This window comes from Streptomyces canarius, from assembly GCF_014650735.1.
Taxonomy (GTDB): Bacteria; Actinomycetota; Actinomycetes; order Streptomycetales; family Streptomycetaceae; genus Streptomyces; species Streptomyces olivaceoviridis.
Window position 1 is genome coordinate 1 of sequence record NZ_BMVN01000081.1, and the last position, 18,762, is coordinate 18,762.

Here is an 18,762-nt window from a genome sequence, read left to right on the forward strand (position 1 = left end):
CTGGCGGTGGTGGAGGTCGCGGCCACCGATGACGCAACCGCCGTCGCGATCCAGGAGCTGCTCCCTCAGCCGGCGCGGTGTTCCGGGCGCAGGGTGAGGCCGCGGTTGAAGCCCCCGAACAGGGTCGGCTCGTCCAGCGGGACGTGGTAGCGCTCGACGTAGTGAGCGAGGTCTGAGTACCAGAACCACTCGCCGTCGGTGTGCAGCTCCAGCGCACCGATGAACTCGCTACTCAGTGCATCGTGGACCGGTGATCCGGTCACGGCAAGGGCTGGTCCTGCGCGCAGGTAACGCAATAGCTTCTCCTCGTCCGTGCCGGCGTGGTCGCGGACCGCGTCGCGGAGTACAGGGCCGTCGGGGCGACCGTGCGCCAGCTCCTGGAACTCGCCAAGGAACCGGTCGCAGGGAAGAGATCGGCTGGCCATGCGCGGAAGCCTGTTCACGAAGATCGCGCTCAAATTTACCCTGTGAGCAGGTCCGCAGCCGGCCACGTCGCTCGCCGGACACGGTGAGCGATCACTTCGGGCGCCGTGGCGGCCGTGAGCAACTACGGAGCCGGCGGCCGAGGAACTCGGCCCAGACGGACCCGACTCACTCGGTGAGGGTGGCCATGTCGATGATGTCGCCTTGGGGCTTTTGGGCCGCCGCGGCCTTGCCGAAGTCGCGGAACTGAACGGTGCCCTCGCTGTGGGCCGTGGAGCTGTCCAGCCGGAGGATGTACGGCGTGCCGTTGGTGGCGACGTACGCCGTGACCTGCTGTTCGTCGCTGCCCTCGTACAGGCGATGGCGGGTGTGCCGTCGACGGTCGTGGTCTCGCCGCGGGTGGCGTTCGAGCGCACACGTCCGTCACCGAGCATCTTCTCCGGCTTCCCGGCTGCCTGGCGGACGGGGACAAGACAGACGCCCAGGGCAAGGCGGACGTGATCCAGACCGCCGGCACGCTCTACGTGCGCTACGACAAGGCTGACGGCTGCGGCGGTGAGGCCGAGAGCGGCAAGAGCGGTGCGGCGCATGAGACTTCCCGGTGTGTGAGGGGCGAGAGCCAGGCGCTGTCCAGCGAACGGGTCACCCCGTGCCGCCCCGGGAGCAGGGTAGCCGGGCGCCGAATGTGCGGCTCGGTCGAACGCAGGCCTGGATGAACGTCGTCGGTGTGGGGGCCGCCCGCCCTGGACCGCCCACGGCAGCAATCCCCCTGTCCGCGAGTGGACCTCGTGACTGGACGGGCCCGCGTCAAGCAGGGTCTGACCGACCGCCGGCCCGCCCTCTCGGTGCCCGACACGCGCAGCGAGCAGCCGGCGCGGCCGCGCGGGACCGGCTGGCCCAGCCGGCAGCCGAGCACGGCGCGACCATCCGGGCCCTGGTGGAGGACCTCGCGCAGGGCACTCCGACCCGGGCCGAGTACGCCGAGCGTGCCGAGCCGGCCTCCGCCCTGGGCGGCGCGCCGAGCCCAGAGGCGGAGGCGAAGGCCCAGGCGCTGCTGGAGCGCCTGGGGGCCGCTTCGCACAGGCCGCGGGCGGCCGCGTAGATCGACCAGGAGCGTGGGCCGGTTCCAGACGGAATTGCCCACAGCGGCGTTCCCTGGCCGACGGGACGTTGCCGTACCGGACGTACCGGGCGATCATGAGGGCTTTGGGCAGGCGCGGGCGGGGAGGGGCCGTGGGCTTGGGTGCGGAGGGTCGCCGGGGTGCGGAGCGGGGTGGCTGGGACGATCCGGAGCCCGGCAAAGGGCTGCGGAGATGGGCGGACGTACTCCACTGGGGCGGCATGGCCTGCGTCGTCGTCGGGTGGCTCGGGCTCTGCGTGCGGATGGCCATGCCTCGTGAGTGGGACGGGCCGTGGTGGCAGGCCGCCGCCCTGATCGGTGCAGGGGGAGCGGCAGCCGCCGGAGCTGCGGCGATCGAACGGCACATCCGGCGGGTCAGGCGCTTCCACGCCTACCGGGAGATGCTGGAGAATCCAGCCCCGCCCCCGGCCGAGCCAGGTGCGGACCCCAGTGTCTTCCGGCTGCTGTCGCCGCTGCACAGCCCCGTACCCTTCCGCGACCGCGAGGACGAGCTGGCCCGGCTGCGGCACTGGTGCGAGGACGAGACCGATCCGCACCCGATCATGCTGCTCGCCGGTGACCGTGGCGTCGGCAGATCACGGCTGGCGCTGGAACTCGTGCGGGCGCTCGGCGATTCGTGGACCGCCGGGCGGTTGCTGCGCGGCTCCGGGCGGCTGCTCCCGGCGTTACGCGACCGGGGCAGGCCCGCGCTGGTCGTGGTGGACGATGCCGACCTGCGCTCCGACGTCGACAGCCATCTGCACTCGCTGGTGCGCGCGGACGTCGTCCCGCTGCTCCGGGAGTTCGGTGCGCGTCCGCACGGCACGACGCCGGTGCGCCTGCTGTTCGTCGTCCGGCATGCCGAACGCTTCCGTGCCGTGGTCGGCGAGGAACTGGACTACTCCCGAGGCGACCCCGACGTGCTCCGCCTCCTCGCCAACGCGCCCGTATTGAATCTCGCGCCACCGGTGCTCGACCGGGCCGTCCTGGCCGAGCGCCGCGCGGAGGCATCGGCCGCCTTCGCCGCGGCCCTCGCAGACGCCGCGGGCACCGAGCGGGCGGACGGCACCGAGGCGGCTCACGCCGGTGCCTCCCTGGGCACCGTCCCCGTCCGGCCCGAGCGGACTCCCCTCCAGACCCCCCTCGATCTGCACGCCCAGGCCCTCGTCACCGCGCTGACCGGTGAAAAGGTGCCCGCACTCCCCCGGCGCTTCGAGGAAGTCGCCGGTGTTCTCTTCGCACGGGAGCGCCGGCGCTGGCGGCGCAGCGCCGCGTCGTTCACCGGACCGGGCGTTCCCGCGCTGCCCCGGCTGCCCGACCATCCGGACCTGCCCGAACGCGTCATGCTGACCATGCTGTTGACCGGTCATCGGCAGTACGTCACCGCCTCACACATCCTCGAACGGCTCCCCGAGTTCGCGGGGCTGGAGGAGGAACCGATCCGGTCCGCGGCGTACGCCTGGGTGACCTGGGCCCTCGCGCTGCACGGCGGGACGCGCCCGGCCACCCGCATGGCGGAACCCTGGATCGGACCGGAAACCCTCACCCACTGGTTCCTGACCACACGGCTGCGCGCCGAGCCGGAGCTGTTCGACCGCCTGTGGACGGGACTGAACGCGCACCGGTCCGAGCACCTGGCGGGCGTGCTCTGCCGGGCCTGCGAGGACTTCCCCGCGGCGGGCGAGATCCTGCAACGGTACGTCGCGAGCCGCCCGTCGGCACACGGCTACGACGCCGTGCGCGGCGCCAGGTTGCTCGCCCACCCCGAGCGGGTGGACCCCTGGATCGCCGAGGGTCTGCGCAAGCTGGAGCCTGGGTCCCACCCCGCCCTCAGCGCCCCGGGTTCCCGCGACTTGTACGACCTGGCGCGGCAGGCCCTGCCCGAGGTGGTGCCACGGTCCCACGCCGTGCTGATCCGCGCGTACCGGCGCAGCCACCGGGCCGAGGACAAGCAGGACCGACAGCGTCGGAGGGAACTGCGGCGCCGGGGGCGCGGTTCGCGCACCTGACCACCCTGCGGCCGCGCCGGCAACGCGGCGCCCGCAGCGCTCGTCCACGCGAGGCCCCGGCCGGCTCCCGTGGTCCACCACGGTGACCGTACTCCCGTCCCGCCCGGTCCCTGCCGTTCTCACGGCGCTTGCCATGGCGGTCTGTCCCTCTGGCTCCGCGGCTGCTCCCGCTGATCGCCGCGGAGCGGGACGAGCCGTTCGCACGGGAACGCCGGGAGCGCTAGCGCCGGGAGCCTCTGCCGGACTTCAGGACCTGGTGGAAGCCCTTCGGTCAGGGCTGCCCAAGCGAGGCGGACGCGCTGGAGTCCTTCCTTGAGCTGACCGCTTCCGGGGAGCACGTGCAGAAGCTGTACGACGGCCTGCCGCCCGACGACTTCTCACTGCTCAACGGTGTGTGGGACCGGATCGCCGACGCGGAGGACATCTTCCTTTCGGTCCAGAGCAAGGAGTACGCGCTGGGAGCCTTCCTCCACGCCATAGGCCCCGACCGGGCCGTCCTCCTGCCTGGCTGGTGCGGCGACTTCCTGCTCACTTCCGCCCAGGTGCGCCAGACACTTCCCGCCGTCGAGCAGGCACTTCGCTTCACCGCGCAGGAACGCGCGCAGGCCGAGGACCAGGACTGGCCGGCCTACAGCGACGATCAGGAGAGCGTCCTGGACGGTCCGCTGCGGATGTGGCGGCAGGCCGCGGCGGACGCACGCGGCCTGTGCGGGGTCTCCGTCACCATCTCCTGAGTTCGACTTCGTCCTCACCTGCGACCACCACCGAGAGGCCCGCGAAGCGGGTCTGACCCACCACGCCGTCATGGCACTGGAGCTGGGCCTGCCGGCCGCCTCGGGCGAGCGAGGCGGGGGATCGGCGACGAGCGCCCGCTGACCGCGTACGGCCACAGCGGCCGAGCATCGGCGTTTCGGCCAACCCCCCTTCGCCCATGTGCTCTTGCGTGGCAAGGGTCGGTGCACCGCGCACCTTCGGACAACCGCTCAACCCCGGCGTGCGCAACCCGTCCGAAAGAGCACGTGTTCGAAATCGCGGCGGCGTCGTTGAACACGCCGACACCACCACCACGCCTTCGAGGGGGAACACATTGACGCAGATCGAACCAGACAGCGACGAGGCCACGGACCTTCCGAAGGCTGCCTCGACGGTTACGGACGGCATCTCGGACGCCGAGCGGGAGCTGTACGGGGGCCGGCTGCGCTACGACCAGTCCTACGTCCGTCACGAAGGGCCGCTGACCCGGCTGGGCTTCGGGCACATGGCAGCGGCGCTGCCCCGCATGGTGGGCATGGTGCTGCGCACCGGCTGGGAGACGGACCGGCGGGCGCTCGCCGGGCTCGTGGCGGCGCAGCTCGGGCAGGGCGTGACGGCGGGCTGGGGGCTGGTGGCCGTCAACAGCGTGCTGACGGAGTTGTTCGCCGACGGTCCGACCGGGGACAAGCTCCGCGAGGCGCTGCCGTCCCTGGCGGTGCTCGCGGTCGCGGCCGTGGCGACCGCGGTGCTGTCGGCGTGGTCGACGGCGATGTCGGGCCGGCTGGAGCCGCAGGTGGAGCGGGCGGTGTCCGCCCGGTACTACTCGGCGGTGACCCACGTCGAGGTCGAGGCGACCGAGCGGCCGGAGGTCCAGCGGGTCCTGGAGGCCGGGAAGTTCGGCACGGACTCGGCCCGCAGCATGCTCCGGCTGTCGGTGGGCGTGGGCAGTGTGGTGATCGGCATGGTGGCGGCCGCGGTCGTGCTGGCGTCGCTGCACTGGACGCTGCTGCCGATGCTGCTGGCCATCGCCCTGCCCAAGGGCTGGGGAGCGGTCCGCTCCGCGCGCCGTGACTACATCTCGCGCCTGAACTGGGTCGACCACCGGCGGGCGATCGCCTCCCTGCTGGCCTACCTGACCCGCCCGCACGCCGCCGGGGAGATCCGCGTGCACGCCGCCGGCACGAAGCTGCTGTCCGGTTACGAGGAGATGTCGCGGCAGACGGAGGCGGAGCAGCGGCGCCTGGCCCGGGCGCAGGCGTCCACGGACCTGATCGCCGGCGGCTTCGCAGGGCTGGCGTCGCTGGCCTGCTACGGCGTGCTGTGGTGGCTGCTTGCGACCGGGGGTCTGCCGCTCGCCGTCGGCGGGACCGCGGTGATCGCCATCCGCACCTCGACGGCGCGGCTGACGTCACTGGTGCAGCAGGTCAACCGGCTGTACGAGGAGCTGCTGTTCCTCACCGACACCGAGGACGCCATCAAGGTGGCAGGCGAGAACGCCATCCCGGCCCGCGGTCGGCCTCTGCCCGCGCCGGCGCCGGAGGTGCGGACCGAGGAGGTGTCGTTCACCTACCCGGGAGCGCAGTCCCCTTCCTTGAGGAGCGTGAGCGTGCGGGTGCCCCGGGGGAAGGTGACGGCCCTGGTGGGGGCGAACGGCTCGGGGAAGACGACCCTGACGAAGGTGCTGGCCGGGCTGCTCCTGCCGTCCGAGGGGAACGTGTGGTGGGTGGGTGAGTCGGGCGAGCGGGTCGAGCTCCGTGAGGCGGACCGCGCTCAGGTCTTCGGCGCCGTCGGTCTGCTGGCGCAGGACTTCCCGCGCTGGGAGATGACGGCCGCCGCGAACGTGGCCATCGGCGCCGGCGACCGTCCCCGGGACATGGACCGCGTCCGCGAGGCCGCCGAGGACGCGGGCGTGCTCGACCTGATCGAGGGCCTGCCGCACGGCTGGGACTCGATCGTGTTCAAGGGATACGAGCGCGGTGTCCAGCTCTCGGGCGGGCAGTGGCAGAAACTCGGGTCCGCCCGCACCCGGTACCGGCAGGCGCCGTTCCTGCTGGTCGACGAGCCCACCAGCGCCCTTGATCCCCATGCGGAGATCGCCGCCTTCCAGGGGCTGTGGTCCCTGGCCGAGGAAGGGCACGCGGTCGTCCTCGTCACCCACCGGCTCGCCGCGACCATGCACGCCGACCACATCTACGTCCTCGACCAGGGGTGCGTCGTCGAGGACGGCACTCACGACGAGCTGATGGCCCGCGCGGGCGGCCTGTATCAGGGCATGTTCACCGCCCAGGCCGCCCAGTACGGGCTCGCCGCCGCGGTCGACGCGGTCCCCGGTCCCCGCGGTGTCCAGCCGTCGGACCACGAGACGGCGAGCTGACTCACCAGCGCGCCCTCGCAGCCCCGCCCCACCGCACCTGCCCCCTACGCCGAAGGCGAGACGACGCTCATGCCACCCAGTCCTTCCTCGATCCGCAAGACCGTCGAGGCGTACCTCGGCCGCCACCCGGGCGAGCGTGACGCCCTGGCCGGGCTCCTCACCGCCCTGGACCGTCCCGTCGACGTGACCGCCCGCACGACACTGCCTGGGCACGTCACGTGCAGCGCCGTCGTCGTCGACCGCCGGTGCCGGGTCCTGCACGTCCGGCACCGGGCCACCGGCGGCCTCATGCTCACCCCCGGCGGCCACATCGAGCGCGAGGACCGCACGCTGCTCGCCGCGGCGCTGCGCGAGGTGGCGGAGGAGGCTGGGATCCCGCCCGGGGCCCTGTGCCTGACCCGGCAGATGCTCGGCTCACCGGTCGACATCGACGTCCACGACATCGACGCCAACCCCTCGAAGGGCGAACCGGCCCACCAGCACTACGACGTCCGCTACGTGTTCTACCTTGCCGACGAGGAGCCGCCGACGATCACCTTGCAGGACGAGGAGGTGTCCGGCTCCCGGTGGCTGGCCCTGTCGGAGGTCACCTCGCCGACACTGCGCGAGAAGCTCCTCCAGGCGCGGCTGGACGGGCAGCCGGAGCCGGTGAACGCCTCCGCGCTCATCCACGACGGCCAGGGCCGGTACCTGCTCCACCTGCGCGACCACAAGCCCGGCATCTGGCAACCGGGGGCGTTCGCCCTGCTCGGCGGCGGCCGTACACACACCGACGAGAGCCTTGAGGGCACCCTGCTGCGGGAGCTGTCCGAAGAAGTCCCCGACCTCCGCCTGGAGGGTCTGGAGCCGTACGCCGTGGAGGGCGCCATCAGCGTCGACGGGCTCCATGTTCCGATCCAGGTGTTCACCGGCCGCTGGCGAGGCGACCCCGACCGGCTCCGGCTGCACGAGGGCGTGCTGCTGCGGTGGTTCACCCCCGACGTACTGGACCGGCTGCGCCTGAGCTCCGTAACGCGTGACCTTGTTCGCCGGCACGCCGCCGAGAACGCTCCGGACGGCAAGCCGGCTGTGGTCCCCGCTCCGTGGGACGGGGGCAGCCGGACCGTGCTGAACGGGGTCGGTGTCCACCTTCACTTGGAGAACGAGGAGGGGCAGGTGCTCCTGGGCCTGCGCCACCCCGACTCGGCGTACGGGGGCAACTTGTGGCACTACCTGGCAGGCAGGTGCGAGCAGGAGTCCGCTGTCGCGTGCCTGGTGCGCGAGGCCCAGGAAGAGGCGGGTCTGGTCATCGACCCCGCGGACGTGGACCTGCTGCATGTCGTCCACGTCGGGGACACCCCGGGCGGGCGGCCGTTGATGCAGATGATCTTCCGGGCCCACCACTGGGAGGGCACTCCGAAGCTGAGGGAGCCGGACAAGTGCATCGCCTGGCAGTGGTGGAACTGCCAGCACCTGCCTGCGCAGATCGTCCCCTGTACCCGGGCGGCGATCGAAGGGATCCGAGCGGGCCGGACCTACACCGAGCTGGGATGGGGGCAGTGACCGTGGGCGGCGCACGCGGTGCCCGCTCCGGCAGCGTACGGAGCCGGTCGTGACGGCCCTGCGCACCACCCGCGGCGCTGCGTCGCCCACCGCGGGAGGCGTCCCGCTGAGGGGAGAACAAGGTCTTCCGGGCGTACTGGGTCGGCGAAGCGGTAACCCTGGCCGGGACGTCGGTCCATGGGGTGGCGTTGCCGGTGATCGCGGTGCTGGAGCTGGACGCCTCCCCCGGTCAGGTGTCTCACCGAGGTGGGAGGCCGGTTGCTGCACGGCGCCACGTACCCGGCCGAGCAGCAGCGCCGGATCTTCCACCGCATCGGGCAACTCGCGGCGGCCATCCACACCAGCGCCCCGGCCCGGCCGGCCGGCGGCACACCGCCCCTGGGGAAGCTGGAGCGGCACCTGGACGGCGCCCGTCCCCACCTCACGCCCGGGGACGAGGAGTTCATCCGCACCGTGGCCGAGAAGGCTGCCGGCCTGCCCGCGGCGGGCGTCGTACCCACGCACGGCGACTTCCAGCTGCGCAATCTGCGCTGGGACGAGGACGCCGACGCCCTGTACGTGATCGATTTCGAGCGGTCGGAAGACGGGCCGGCGGTACGGGATTTCGTACGGCTGTCCGATGCCTGGCACGGTCGCCCCGACCTCCTGGCAGCCGTGATGAACGGCTACGGCCGCGCCTTCACCCCAGGGGAAGAGACCCGGCTCACGGTCCTGTCCGTCCTGGATTCCGTCTCCGGCATCTCCTACGGCGCCGCCCACGGCGATCCCGAGCTGGTGGAGCGCGGCCTACGCACCCTCGCCCGGCTCCGCGCCGCACAACGCCCCTGACCGCCACCGCTACTGACCACCGCTACTACGCACGCACGAGGAGCAGCACCTTGACGTACACCGCCCGCGAGCAGTGGGAGAAGCACTACGGCGCCGGGAAGGGGTTCCGGCAGGTCGGTGAGCGCGAACGAGCCCTGCTCGCCGAGCACACCCCCGTCCCCGAGGGCGGCGGCCGGGCGCTCGACGTAGGCTGCGGCACCGGAGGGCTGGCCGCCTGCCTCGCATCGCTCGGCTACACCGTGGACGCGTGCGACTTCGCCGGCAGCGCGATCGCCCGGGCCCGCGAGGAGCACGCCGATGTCGAGGGCGTGCGCTGGCTGCACCTGGACATCGAACGCGACGACCCTGCCCCGCTGAACGACGCGGGGTATGACCTGATCACGCTCCGGCTGATGTACCCGTTCGTGCAGGACAGGGGGCGTGTTGCGCACGGGTTGGGCGAGCGGCTGCGGGACCGCGGCGCGCTCGTCGTCATCACCCCGGTGGCGGAATCCACGCCCGAGGAGAGGCGCGGTATCGCCCTGGATGAGGACGAGATCGCTCTGGTCGGCGCCGGATGGGAGAGGGTGGAGCGGCTGGACGCGGACGGCCTGGCCTTCCTGGTGCTGCGCGGCCCTTGCCACGCCGAGACCCGAGCCGTCGAGAAGAGGCCGACCACAGGTCACGCGCTGACCGGCGCGCTGGCCGTCGTCACCGACGACTCCGGACGGGTGCTGCTCGGCCGCTCCCGGCGCGGCATGCTCGAACTGCCTGGCGGCAGGACCACCGGTCCGGAGGGCTTCGCCGCCGCCGCGGTGCGCGAACTCGTCGAGGAGACTGGTCTGCTCGCCGAGGAGGCGGACGCGCACGTGGTGTCGATGCTGGTCGACGACAGCCACGGACTCCCTCGGCTCACGGCCGTCGTCCGTGTCACCGGCTGGTCCGGCCAGCTCGCCAACCCCGAGCCTGACAAGTTCGCGCGCTGGGAGTTCCACGATCTGCACGCGCTGGCCTGCGCCGGGGACGTGTTCGTCCCGGCCGCCCAGGCGCTGGACGCCGTGTGGCCCGGGATCGTTCCCGACCTGCCGCCCGTGGTCTCCTACCCCCTCGCCGTCGAGCAGCCGCCCGTACCGGGTGAGCCGGCCGAGGCGGTCCGGCTGCGGCAGGCGATGGCCCAGACGGTGATCGACGGCGGCTGGGCCCCGTCCGAGCCGGTCCAGCAGGCGCTGCGGACCGTGCCCCGCCACCGTTTCGCCCCGGAGGCGAACCTCAAGGCCGCGTACGACGGCGGGGACCACGCCGTCATCACCCGCCGCGACGAGACCGGGACGGCGCTCAGCTCGGTGTCCGCGGCCTGGCTCCAGGCCGACATGATCGAGCATCTCCACCTCAAGCAGGGCGCGCTCGTGTTCGAGGCGGGCTCCGGCGGCTACAACGCCGAGCTGATCGCGCACGTCACCGCCCCCGACGGTCGTGTGGTCACGGTCGACATCGACCCGTGGGTCGTACGCCGCACCCGCGCCTTCCTCACGGAGGCCGGCACCGGACGCGTCACCGCGCTCGAAGCCGACGCGGCCCTCGGCGCGCCCGCCCCTCTCGTGCCCCGCGGCGGCTTCGACGCCGGCGTGATCACCTACAGCTGCTGGGACATCGCCCCGGCCTGGCGGGAGCAGCTGGCCGAGGGCGGACGCCTGGTCCTGCCGCTGGAGATGGGCGGTTACAGCAGGGCGGTCACCTTCGAGCGGCGCGGACAGGTGCTGCACGCCCGTCATTTCACCTACTGCGGCTTCGTCCGCGATCAGGGACAGCAGGCCCGCGGCATCCCGGTCGTCTCCCTTCTCGGCGGCGGGCTGACGCTCCGCTTCGAGCACGGCACCGCCGCCGACACGGCGGGCTTGGAGGAGGCGCTGCGCGGGCCGCGGCACGAGCTCACCACCGGCGTGACGATGGGGGCGAACTCCTACTTCGGCTCCCTACAGCTGTACGCGGCCACCACCCTGCCGGCCTTCTGTAGGCTGGCCGCCCATCAGGACCCGGCCGAGGGTGTGACCGTCATCGCGCGGGACCGCGACGCGCCCGCGATCGTCGGCGACGCCTCGCTCGCCTACGTCACCCACGTCCGGACCAAGAACGGCGATCGCCCCGAGGACAAGCAGTGGGAGTGGGTCGTCCACGCCTTCGGCGAGCAGGGTTCCGAGCTCGCCGAGCAGCTCGCGGCCACGGTCCGGGCCTGGGACAGCCACGTGCGCGCCGACGACAACGACAGGCACGCCGATCCCCTCCTGACCGTCCACCCGGCCGGGACCCCCGACGCTCTGCTGCCCGCCGGGGACGTTCTGGACAAGGAGCACTGCCGCCTGGTGTTCCGATGGCCCGGGCGTGACACGCTGCTGCCCCGCCCCGTCGGGCGCCTGGGGGCCGACGTCACATGCCCTCGGCGATGATCGACTCCCACCGGGGGTCGTGCGCGTGCAGAGGTCCGGTCACGGCGGCCAGGGGGCCGACGCGGCGGGCCGGGATCCCCAGCTGCTTGGTCGTGCCCGTGCTATCCGCTCCGCGCGACGGTCACCCCGCCGTCCTGGCTCATCCTCGTCCTTTCGATCACGTCCGGCACCGTCCGCACCGGGACAGCGGGTACAACCAACTTCCCTCTGGGGAAGCAGCGTTCCATGGTCATGCGGGGTCATGCGGCTGTGCCGATTCGGCTGCCCGGCAGCCGCCGCGGTGCTGAGGCGGAGGGGTGGACACGCCCCTTCCGCACCCGCTCGCTGTCGCCCGGTCCCTGCACGGCCTGTCCCAGCGCGGACTCGTCGACGGGATCAAGGAGGCAGCCCGCCGGCGTGCCCCGAGGGCCGGCACGACCAAGCAGCAGGTGCGCGTGGGAGCGGCCCGACGCCCGCGCGCCGGACGGGTGATACCTGTGCGGGGACGGGACAGCGCGGCGTGGGTCGAGCGGGTCGCAGCAGCAGACGTGGACCGGCAGCCGCGCCGGTGGCGGGGCGGGCGGGGTGAAGGAGGCCCGTGTTGTCGACCGCGATGGCCAGGATGCCGTCGGCCGGGAAGGAGGCGATGGACAGCAGGGGCAGGCCCGCGTGCCAGGCAGCGAGGACGACGGGGGGCCTCCGACGTGGCGACCCTCCGGCCCGGCAGGCGTGCGTGACCCACGCCGCGAGTCGGCGCTCATCGACGGACGGTCACTCCCCGGTACAACTCGTGGTCACTCAGGTCTGTTTGACGGACCGGAAGATCCATAACCTTGCGGTGACGGTCACGCATCTGACTTGAGGAGTTCCGTGTCCGCTGCCCACCACGTCCCGGACATCCTGTCGCCCGAGTTCGCCGCGAACCCCTACCAGGCCTACGCGGTGATGCGGGAGAAAGAACCCCTGCTCTGGCACGAGGCCACCAAGAGTTACATCATCTCCCGCTACGAGGACGTCGAACGCGTCTTCAAGGACAAGAAGGCCGAGTTCACCACCGACAACTACGACTGGCAGCTCGAACCCGTCCACGGCAAGACGATCCTCCAGCTCAGCGGTCGTGAACACGCCGTACGCAGAGCCCTCGTCGCCCCCGCGTTCCGCGGCAGCGATCTCCAGCAGAAGTTCCTGCCGGTCATCGAGCGCAACTCGCGCGAACTCATCGACGCCTTCCGGCACACCGGCTCCGCCGACATCGTCAACGACTACGCGACCCGTTTCCCGGTCAACGTCATCGCGGACATGCTGGGCCTGAGCAAGGCCGACCACGCGCGGTTCCACGGCTGGTACACGGCCGTCATCGCCTTCCTCGGCAACCTCTCGGGCGACCCGGAGGTCGCCGCCGCCGGTGAGCGCACCCGCGTGGAGTTCGCGGAGTACATGCTCCCGATCATCCGGGAACGGCGCGACACCCCGGGCGACGACCTGCTGTCCAGCCTGTGCGCCGCGGAGGTGGACGGGGTACGCATGAGCGACGAGGACATCAAGGCCTTCTGTAGTCTGCTGCTCGCGGCGGGGGGCGAGACCACCGACAAGGCGATAGCCGGCATCCTGGCGAATCTCCTGAGCCATCCCGACCAGCTCGCGGCCGTCCGTGCGGACCGCAGTCTGATACCCGCCGCCTTCGCGGAGACTCTCCGCTACACACCGCCGGTCCAGATGATCATGCGGCAGTCGGCGACCGAGGTGGAGGTCACCGGTGGCACCATCCCGGCGGGCGCGACGGTCACCTGTCTCATCGGCGCCGCGAACCGGGACGAGCGGCGCTACCGGGACCCCGACCGGTTCGACATCTTCCGCGACGACCTCACTACGACCTCCGCCTTCTCCGCCGCCGCCGACCACCTCGCCTTCGCGCTGGGCCGGCACTTCTGCGTGGGAGCGCTCCTGGCCAAGGCGGAGGTCGAGGTGGGACTGAACCAGTTGCTGGACGCCATGCCCGACCTGCGTCTCGCGGACGGACACCAGCTCGTCGAGCACGGGGTGTTCACCCGGGGCCCGAAGACACTGCCGGTGCGCTTCACGCCGGTCACGGCCTGACGTACCGGTTCCCTCCGCGCCCGGGCCCGCCCGGTGCGCGGGGGGCCAACCCCTCTAGTTCACGGACGGGGTGAACTCGACCGGCAGCGACTCCAGGCCACGCATCCAGATCGAGGGGCGCCAGGTCAGTTCTCCGGGGTCCACCGCCAGCACGATGTCGGGAAGGTGTTCGAGCAGGGTCTCCACCGCCGTGCGCGCCATGACGTCCGCCAGCAGCGGCGCGGGATACGGACAGCGGTGCTCGCCGTTGCTGAAGGAGAGGTGTGCGGAGTTGCCGGAGCCCGCGTGCGGGTCCGGCCAGATCTGCGGGTCGGTGTTGGCCGCCGCCAGGCCGAGCACGAGGCAGTCACCTTCCCGGATGTGGCGCCCGCCCAGTTGTGTGTCGCGTACGGCCCAGCGGCCGATGAAGTTCTGCGTCGGTGTGTCCAGCCACAGAACCTCGTTCAGCGCCTCCCCGACGCTGACCCGGCCGCCGGAGACGTTGACCGCGAAACGCTCGTCGGTCAGCAGCAGACGCAGGGTGTTGCAGATCCAGTTCGCGGTCGGCTGCTGCGCGGCGGCGATGACGGAGATCAGATCCTGCACGATCTCCTCGTCGCTGAGACCCGCGGGATGGAGAAGCATGCGGGAGGTGACGTCCGGGCCGGGACGCTCCCGCTTCTCCTTCACCAGCCGCATGATGCGCTCGCCGACACGGGTGTACGCGGCCACCGGGTCGTCGCCCTCCCGGGCGTCCAGGGAGATGCGCAGGTCGTCGACGAGGCGCTCGGTGTCCGCGTCGCCCACCGGCATGCCGCACATCCACAGCACGCCGCGGGCGGGCAGCGCGTGCGCGTACATGCTCATCAGCTCCGCCCGGCCGCTGCCGGAGAAGGAGGAGACCAGCCGGGCGGCGATCTGTTGGCACTCGCGCGCCAGCTCGAACTGGTCCACCCCCTCCAACGCCTCGGTGATCACGCCCGCCCGGCGCTGGTGCTCGGCGCCCTCGGTGAAGAGCACCGACGGCTGGTAGCCGACGTACGGCAGCAGAGGCCAGTCGGGCGGGATGCGCTCCCACTGGTTCCAGCGGCGGGAGTCCCGCGCGAACAGCTCGTCATGGGCCGTCACGTAGCAGACCTCGGAGTAGCCGAGCACCAGCCAGGCCGGGACGTCGCCGTCGAGCAGCACCGGCGCGACCGCTCCGTGTTCCCTGCGCAGGGAACGGTAGAGCTGCGCAGGCGTCTGCTGGTACTCCAGTCCGGCCAGGGGCACGGCGGAGCCGTGCGCGGGGCAGCCCGGGGGAGGGGCGTCCGTGGACGGGAAACCGGTCGTGTCGCTCACGCTGTGCTCTCCTTGGCCAGTGCACGTGTGTACAGGTGGTCCACCAGAGCGATGAGGACCTCCTTGCCCGACGCCCGGACGCGGGCGTCGCAGTCGATCACGGGTACGTGCTCGCCCAGGGCGAGTGCCTGACGGACCTCGTCGAGAGTGAACCGTTTCGCGTCGCCGTCGAAGCGGTTGACCGCCACCACGAACGGCGTGCCGTGGTGCTCGAGCCGGTCTATGGCGTACCAGCAGTCCTCCATGCGGCGGGTGTCGACGAGGACGACCGCGCCGAGGGTGCCGGAGAACAGACGGTCCCAGAGGAACCAGAAGCGCTCCTGGCCGGGCGCGCCGAACAGGTAGAGCACCATGCGCTCGTTGAGGCTGATGCGGCCGAAGTCGAAGGCGACGGTCGTGGTGGTCTTGCGTTCCACCCCCGTCGTCTCGTCGATGCCCTGTCCCGCCTGGGTCATCACCTCCTCGGTGTTCAGGGGCCGGATCTCGCTGACCGAGCGCACGAGAGTGGTCTTGCCGACTCCGAAGCCGCCCACGACGACGATCTTCAGACCGGTCTCGGCCGCTTGGGTCAGCGGTGTGCGCTGGGAGGGCAGCTCAGAGGTTGTGGAGCCCATGAAGCACCTCCTGGAGCAGGGCGGTTTCTGGAAGGCCCGCGACGGACGCGGCCGCACGCGGGTGGCGGGCGCTGACCTTGCCCAGGGCGCACAGGTCGCCGAGCAGGATGCGCACCACGGTGATGGGGAGTCTCAGTTCGGCCGCGATCTCCACCACCGCGGTGGGATGCCGGCACAGCTCCAGGATGCGGACGTGCTCCGACTGCATGCCGGTGGTGGGCTCGCACTCGCTGACGATCAGCGTCACCAGGTCGAGGGACGAATCGGCTTCGCTCCGGCCCCCCGTGACCATGTACAGCCGGTCGGGGTCGCCGAGGTCCACGGGCTTGCGTATCACGCCGGGGCGCCCCGGTCGACGGGCTTACGGGGCTCGGCCCGCAGGTGGTCGCCGATCTGTTCGACCAGTTCGGTCATCTGGTGGCCCACGACGCCCGGGTCGGCGCTCTCCTGCGCGACGACCGCGAGGTGCGCGCCCTCGCCCGCCTCCACGATGAACAGAAGGCCGCCGTGGAAAGCGGTCATCGCGTGCCGGACGCCGCCCGATCCGTCGCCGAACTCCACGGAGGCGCCCTGGGACAGCGCCTGCATGCCGGAACAGATGGCCGCCAGCTGGTCGGCCTGGTCGACGGTCATGTGTTCCGTCCAGCACAGTTTCAGACCGTCGCGGGACAGCACGAGCGCATGGCGTGTGCCCGGCGTGCGTTCCAGCAGGTTCTTCAGGAGCCAGGTCAGGCTGTTGTCGGTGGTCTCCATGATGGGTAGGGGCGGACGGGGACCGGTGAGGTCACCACCCGCCCCCGTGCCTCCAATCCAGCGAAGTGCGGCGATGCGGTGTCGGGGGATGGGCTGTTGCGCCCTGCCGGGGGAAGGGACCGGTCTCAGGCCTCGGGGGCGGCGCTGTGCGCGTCCCCGTCGGCCGGGGCGCCGCCGGCGCGTTGCCGACCGAGGTGGAAGGCGCCGAACCGTGTTCCCGCGTCGAAGGCGGGACCGGACTCGCCCGGGTCGGCGGGCTTGTGAGCGGCCGGCTTGTGTCGGGTGCGCTCCGCCTCGGCCATGGCGCGGCCCGGGGACCGGATCGGCAGTCCATTGGTGGTGGCCTCACCCCGCCCGGCGGACTCGGCCGACGTGGACGGCGGCGTGGCCGCGGCCGTGGGTGTGGCCGTGGGTGTGGGCGTGGCCGCGGCCGTGGAGAGCGGTGCGGCCGGTGCCGGCCGCACCGTCCGGGGCCTGTCCGCGGGCGGCCGGGCGGCCGACGCGGCCTGCCGCGGTCGCTCGGCCGTGACGGGCTCGTGCCGCTGGGCGATCAGCTGCGGCGGGAGCAGGACGACGACACCCGTGCCACCGCGCGAGGAGGGCCGGTAACTGACGCTGATGCCGTACTTGACGGCGAGTCGCCCCACCACGCTCAGACCCAGTCGGGTGCCCTGCAACGAGGCGAGGTCGGTGACGCGGCCGGACACGGACTCCACCGCCCGCCGCATGGCAGCGTCGGACATCTTCAGGCCGCTGTCCTCGATGGTGACCACGAGGCCGGCGCTGCGTTCCTCCACGTAGACGTGGACCTCGTCGACGGGAGGTGAGAAGTTCGCCGCGTTGTCCATGAGTTCGGCCAGCAGGTGCATGACGCCCTCCGCCGCGAAGCCGCTGATCGCGGCCCTGCTGGAGGAGTGGAGGCGCACCCGCCGGTAAGCGTCGATCCGGCCGACGGCGCCCCGCAGGATGCTCTCCATGACGATGGGCTTGTTCCACACGCGGCTGGAGCGCCCGCCCATCAGCAGGGCGAGCCGGTCGGTCAGCAGACCGAGCTGCGAGGTGCTGTGGTCCAGACGCAGCAGGTCGCCGAAGACCTCCTCGCCATGGCGTTCCTGCATCTCACGCAGATCGGCGAGCATGCTGACGGTCTTGGCCTGGACCCGGCTGAGGGCCTTGGCGGACGCGGCCTGCGCGGCGGCGGAACGCCGCTCGCTGTAGGCCAGTTCGCGTATGAAGCGTTCGGCCGACGACCGCAGCAGGGCGTCCCGCGGCCAGTCGAACCGGGCCAGCACGGTGTCGGCGGAGCCGCCCTCCCGCAGCAGGGCGACGGCGGCGGGGAGCGTTTCCTCGGTCAGACGCGTCAGCTCGGCCTTGCCCCGGTCGAGCCGTTCGTGTACGCCTTTGAACCCAGCCTCGGCTTCACGGGCGCGTTGGGCCGACGCGGAAAGCTCGCCGGCGACCATGCGCAGCAACCGCTGCAAGTGCGGGTCGGACGGAAGGGCGACGGCCGACAACACCTGCTCGGCGTCGCCGCCGCCGCGCACCTGCCGGGTGACGTCCGGCAGGATCACGTCGACGAGCCGGGACGTCTCGGCGACCTGGTGCCGCCATGCGCTCCTGGCCGTCTCCAGGTCGCCGCCCTGCGCGGCGGCGCGCCGGTGAGCCCGGCGTAGCAGGGCCGAGGTCCGGCCGACCACCACGGCGATGCACACCCAGGCGACGACCACCGTGCCCAACACCCAGCGCCTGCCTTCCGCGGGAGCGAGGGCGACCGCGGCAGCGGCGCCCAGGGCGGTGAGGATCAGGGTCGCGGCCGGTGCGAACGGCGAGGCGGACGCCGCCCCTTCCGCGCTTCGGCGCTGACGGGAGCGAGCTGACATTGACATTCCGCGGTCCCTTGGTCCGTGCATACGGGGTTGTGTGAACGGTGAGCAGCGCCGATGCCGCGGAAGGCGTCCGAAGGACGGTGCCCCTTCCGGGTGTGGGTCGCCGTTCATGCTAGCCACCGGGCGAGGTGAGAATACCCGGGCGATGCGCGCGGCTGGCCAGGAATCCACTTCGTCGCGAAACAAGTATCACCACACACATGTGTGGTAGCAGGTTCGTCGCTCGCGGCGCCATCCTGCGACAGTGCGAAGGCGGACATTCATGGACTTGGCCTTCGGCCTGGGCACGCCGTGCTCCGGTTTGTGAAGATTCCGAGCGTACAGATTCGGCCAGTTCCTGGCCGCCTGGGGGCATGGAGCAAGGGGGACACGCGCTCCTGCCGCCGTGTGCCCCGGTGCGGGCCGCCGCGGCGGCTGAGGTTCCCCCGCTGTACGGGAGTGGCTGACTAGCTGGTCAGGGCGGGTTGACGTGGTTTCAGGTTCACGAGGGCATTGTCGTACGAGTCGCCGACCGAGCCCATGGACGCCTGGATCCCTGCCCTGACCAGGCGAGTTGTGAGCTTTACGGACGTGTATTGGGCGAGTTCAACCGGTCGATGCAACACCGGGTTGTTGAAGTGAGCGTAGTTGTTCTTCGAAAA

Annotated in this window: 14 protein-coding genes and 1 pseudogene; 8 read left to right on the plus strand and 7 right to left on the minus strand. The window is 71.8% G+C overall.

The annotated features are described in order from the left end of the window. Positions 1-65: 65 nt before the first annotated feature. Entirely contained in the window at positions 66-425 is a 360-nt protein-coding gene (locus IE294_RS43290) for a hypothetical protein (RefSeq protein ID WP_189894854.1), read from the minus strand. Between the two features lie 935 nt (positions 426-1,360). Between IE294_RS43290 and IE294_RS43295 the strand changes: the two genes are divergently transcribed. The 8 genes from IE294_RS43295 (at position 1,361) to IE294_RS43330 (ending at position 13,548) form a co-directional block, all read left to right on the plus strand. After that, positions 1,361-1,525 (plus strand): hypothetical protein, encoded by a 165-nt coding sequence (locus tag IE294_RS43295; protein WP_229918018.1) that lies wholly within the window; start codon positions 1,361-1,363, stop codon positions 1,523-1,525. 137 nt (positions 1,526-1,662) lie between these two features. After that, positions 1,663-3,552 (plus strand): P-loop NTPase family protein, encoded by a 1,890-nt coding sequence (locus IE294_RS43300; RefSeq protein WP_189894842.1) that lies wholly within the window; start codon positions 1,663-1,665, stop codon positions 3,550-3,552. A 338-nt stretch (positions 3,553-3,890) separates the two neighbouring features. Continuing rightward, the gene (locus IE294_RS43305) at positions 3,891-4,286 is read left to right on the plus strand and encodes a hypothetical protein (RefSeq protein ID WP_189894843.1); all 396 of its coding nucleotides are present in this window, start codon (positions 3,891-3,893) and stop codon (positions 4,284-4,286) included. Positions 4,287-4,639: 353 nt separating this feature from the next. Then, positions 4,640-6,679, plus strand: coding sequence for an ABC transporter ATP-binding protein (locus IE294_RS43310; protein WP_229918020.1), 2,040 nt, complete (start codon positions 4,640-4,642; stop codon positions 6,677-6,679). Positions 6,680-6,748: 69 nt separating this feature from the next. Then, positions 6,749-8,221, plus strand: coding sequence for an NUDIX domain-containing protein (locus tag IE294_RS43315; protein WP_189894844.1), 1,473 nt, complete (start codon positions 6,749-6,751; stop codon positions 8,219-8,221). Positions 8,222-8,479: 258 nt separating this feature from the next. Next, entirely contained in the window at positions 8,480-9,049 is a 570-nt protein-coding gene (locus IE294_RS43320; protein ID WP_229918022.1) for a phosphotransferase family protein, read from the plus strand. A 50-nt stretch (positions 9,050-9,099) separates the two neighbouring features. Further along, a complete protein-coding gene (gene fxlM / locus IE294_RS43325; RefSeq protein WP_189894845.1) occupies positions 9,100-11,472 on the plus strand; it encodes a methyltransferase, FxLD system in 2,373 nt (790 codons plus the stop codon). Positions 11,473-12,321: 849 nt separating this feature from the next. Further along, positions 12,322-13,548 (plus strand): cytochrome P450, encoded by a 1,227-nt coding sequence (locus IE294_RS43330; RefSeq protein WP_189894846.1) that lies wholly within the window; start codon positions 12,322-12,324, stop codon positions 13,546-13,548. 54 nt (positions 13,549-13,602) lie between these two features. Here the strand turns inward: IE294_RS43330 and IE294_RS43335 are convergent, their stop codons facing one another. The 6 genes and pseudogenes from IE294_RS43335 to IE294_RS48555 form a co-directional block, all read right to left on the minus strand. Further along, a complete protein-coding gene (locus IE294_RS43335) occupies positions 13,603-14,868 on the minus strand; it encodes a cytochrome P450 (protein ID WP_189894847.1) in 1,266 nt (421 codons plus the stop codon). Then, complete coding sequence (locus IE294_RS43340; RefSeq protein ID WP_189894848.1) at positions 14,865-15,482, minus strand: GTP-binding protein; 618 nt, start codon at positions 15,480-15,482, stop codon at positions 14,865-14,867. Before IE294_RS43340 ends, IE294_RS43335 begins: the two co-directional genes overlap by 4 nt. Next, positions 15,463-15,819 (minus strand): DUF742 domain-containing protein, encoded by a 357-nt coding sequence (locus IE294_RS43345; protein WP_189894849.1) that lies wholly within the window; start codon positions 15,817-15,819, stop codon positions 15,463-15,465. The genes IE294_RS43340 and IE294_RS43345 overlap by 20 nt, the downstream gene beginning before the upstream one ends. Beyond that, a complete protein-coding gene (locus tag IE294_RS43350) occupies positions 15,816-16,235 on the minus strand; it encodes a roadblock/LC7 domain-containing protein (protein ID WP_189894850.1) in 420 nt (139 codons plus the stop codon). Before IE294_RS43350 ends, IE294_RS43345 begins: the two co-directional genes overlap by 4 nt. 125 nt (positions 16,236-16,360) lie before the next feature. Next, complete coding sequence (locus IE294_RS43355; RefSeq protein WP_189894851.1) at positions 16,361-18,121, minus strand: sensor histidine kinase; 1,761 nt, start codon at positions 18,119-18,121, stop codon at positions 16,361-16,363. Between the two features lie 446 nt (positions 18,122-18,567). Continuing rightward, positions 18,568-18,762 (minus strand): annotated as a pseudogene (locus IE294_RS48555) (hypothetical protein); the annotation flags it as partial.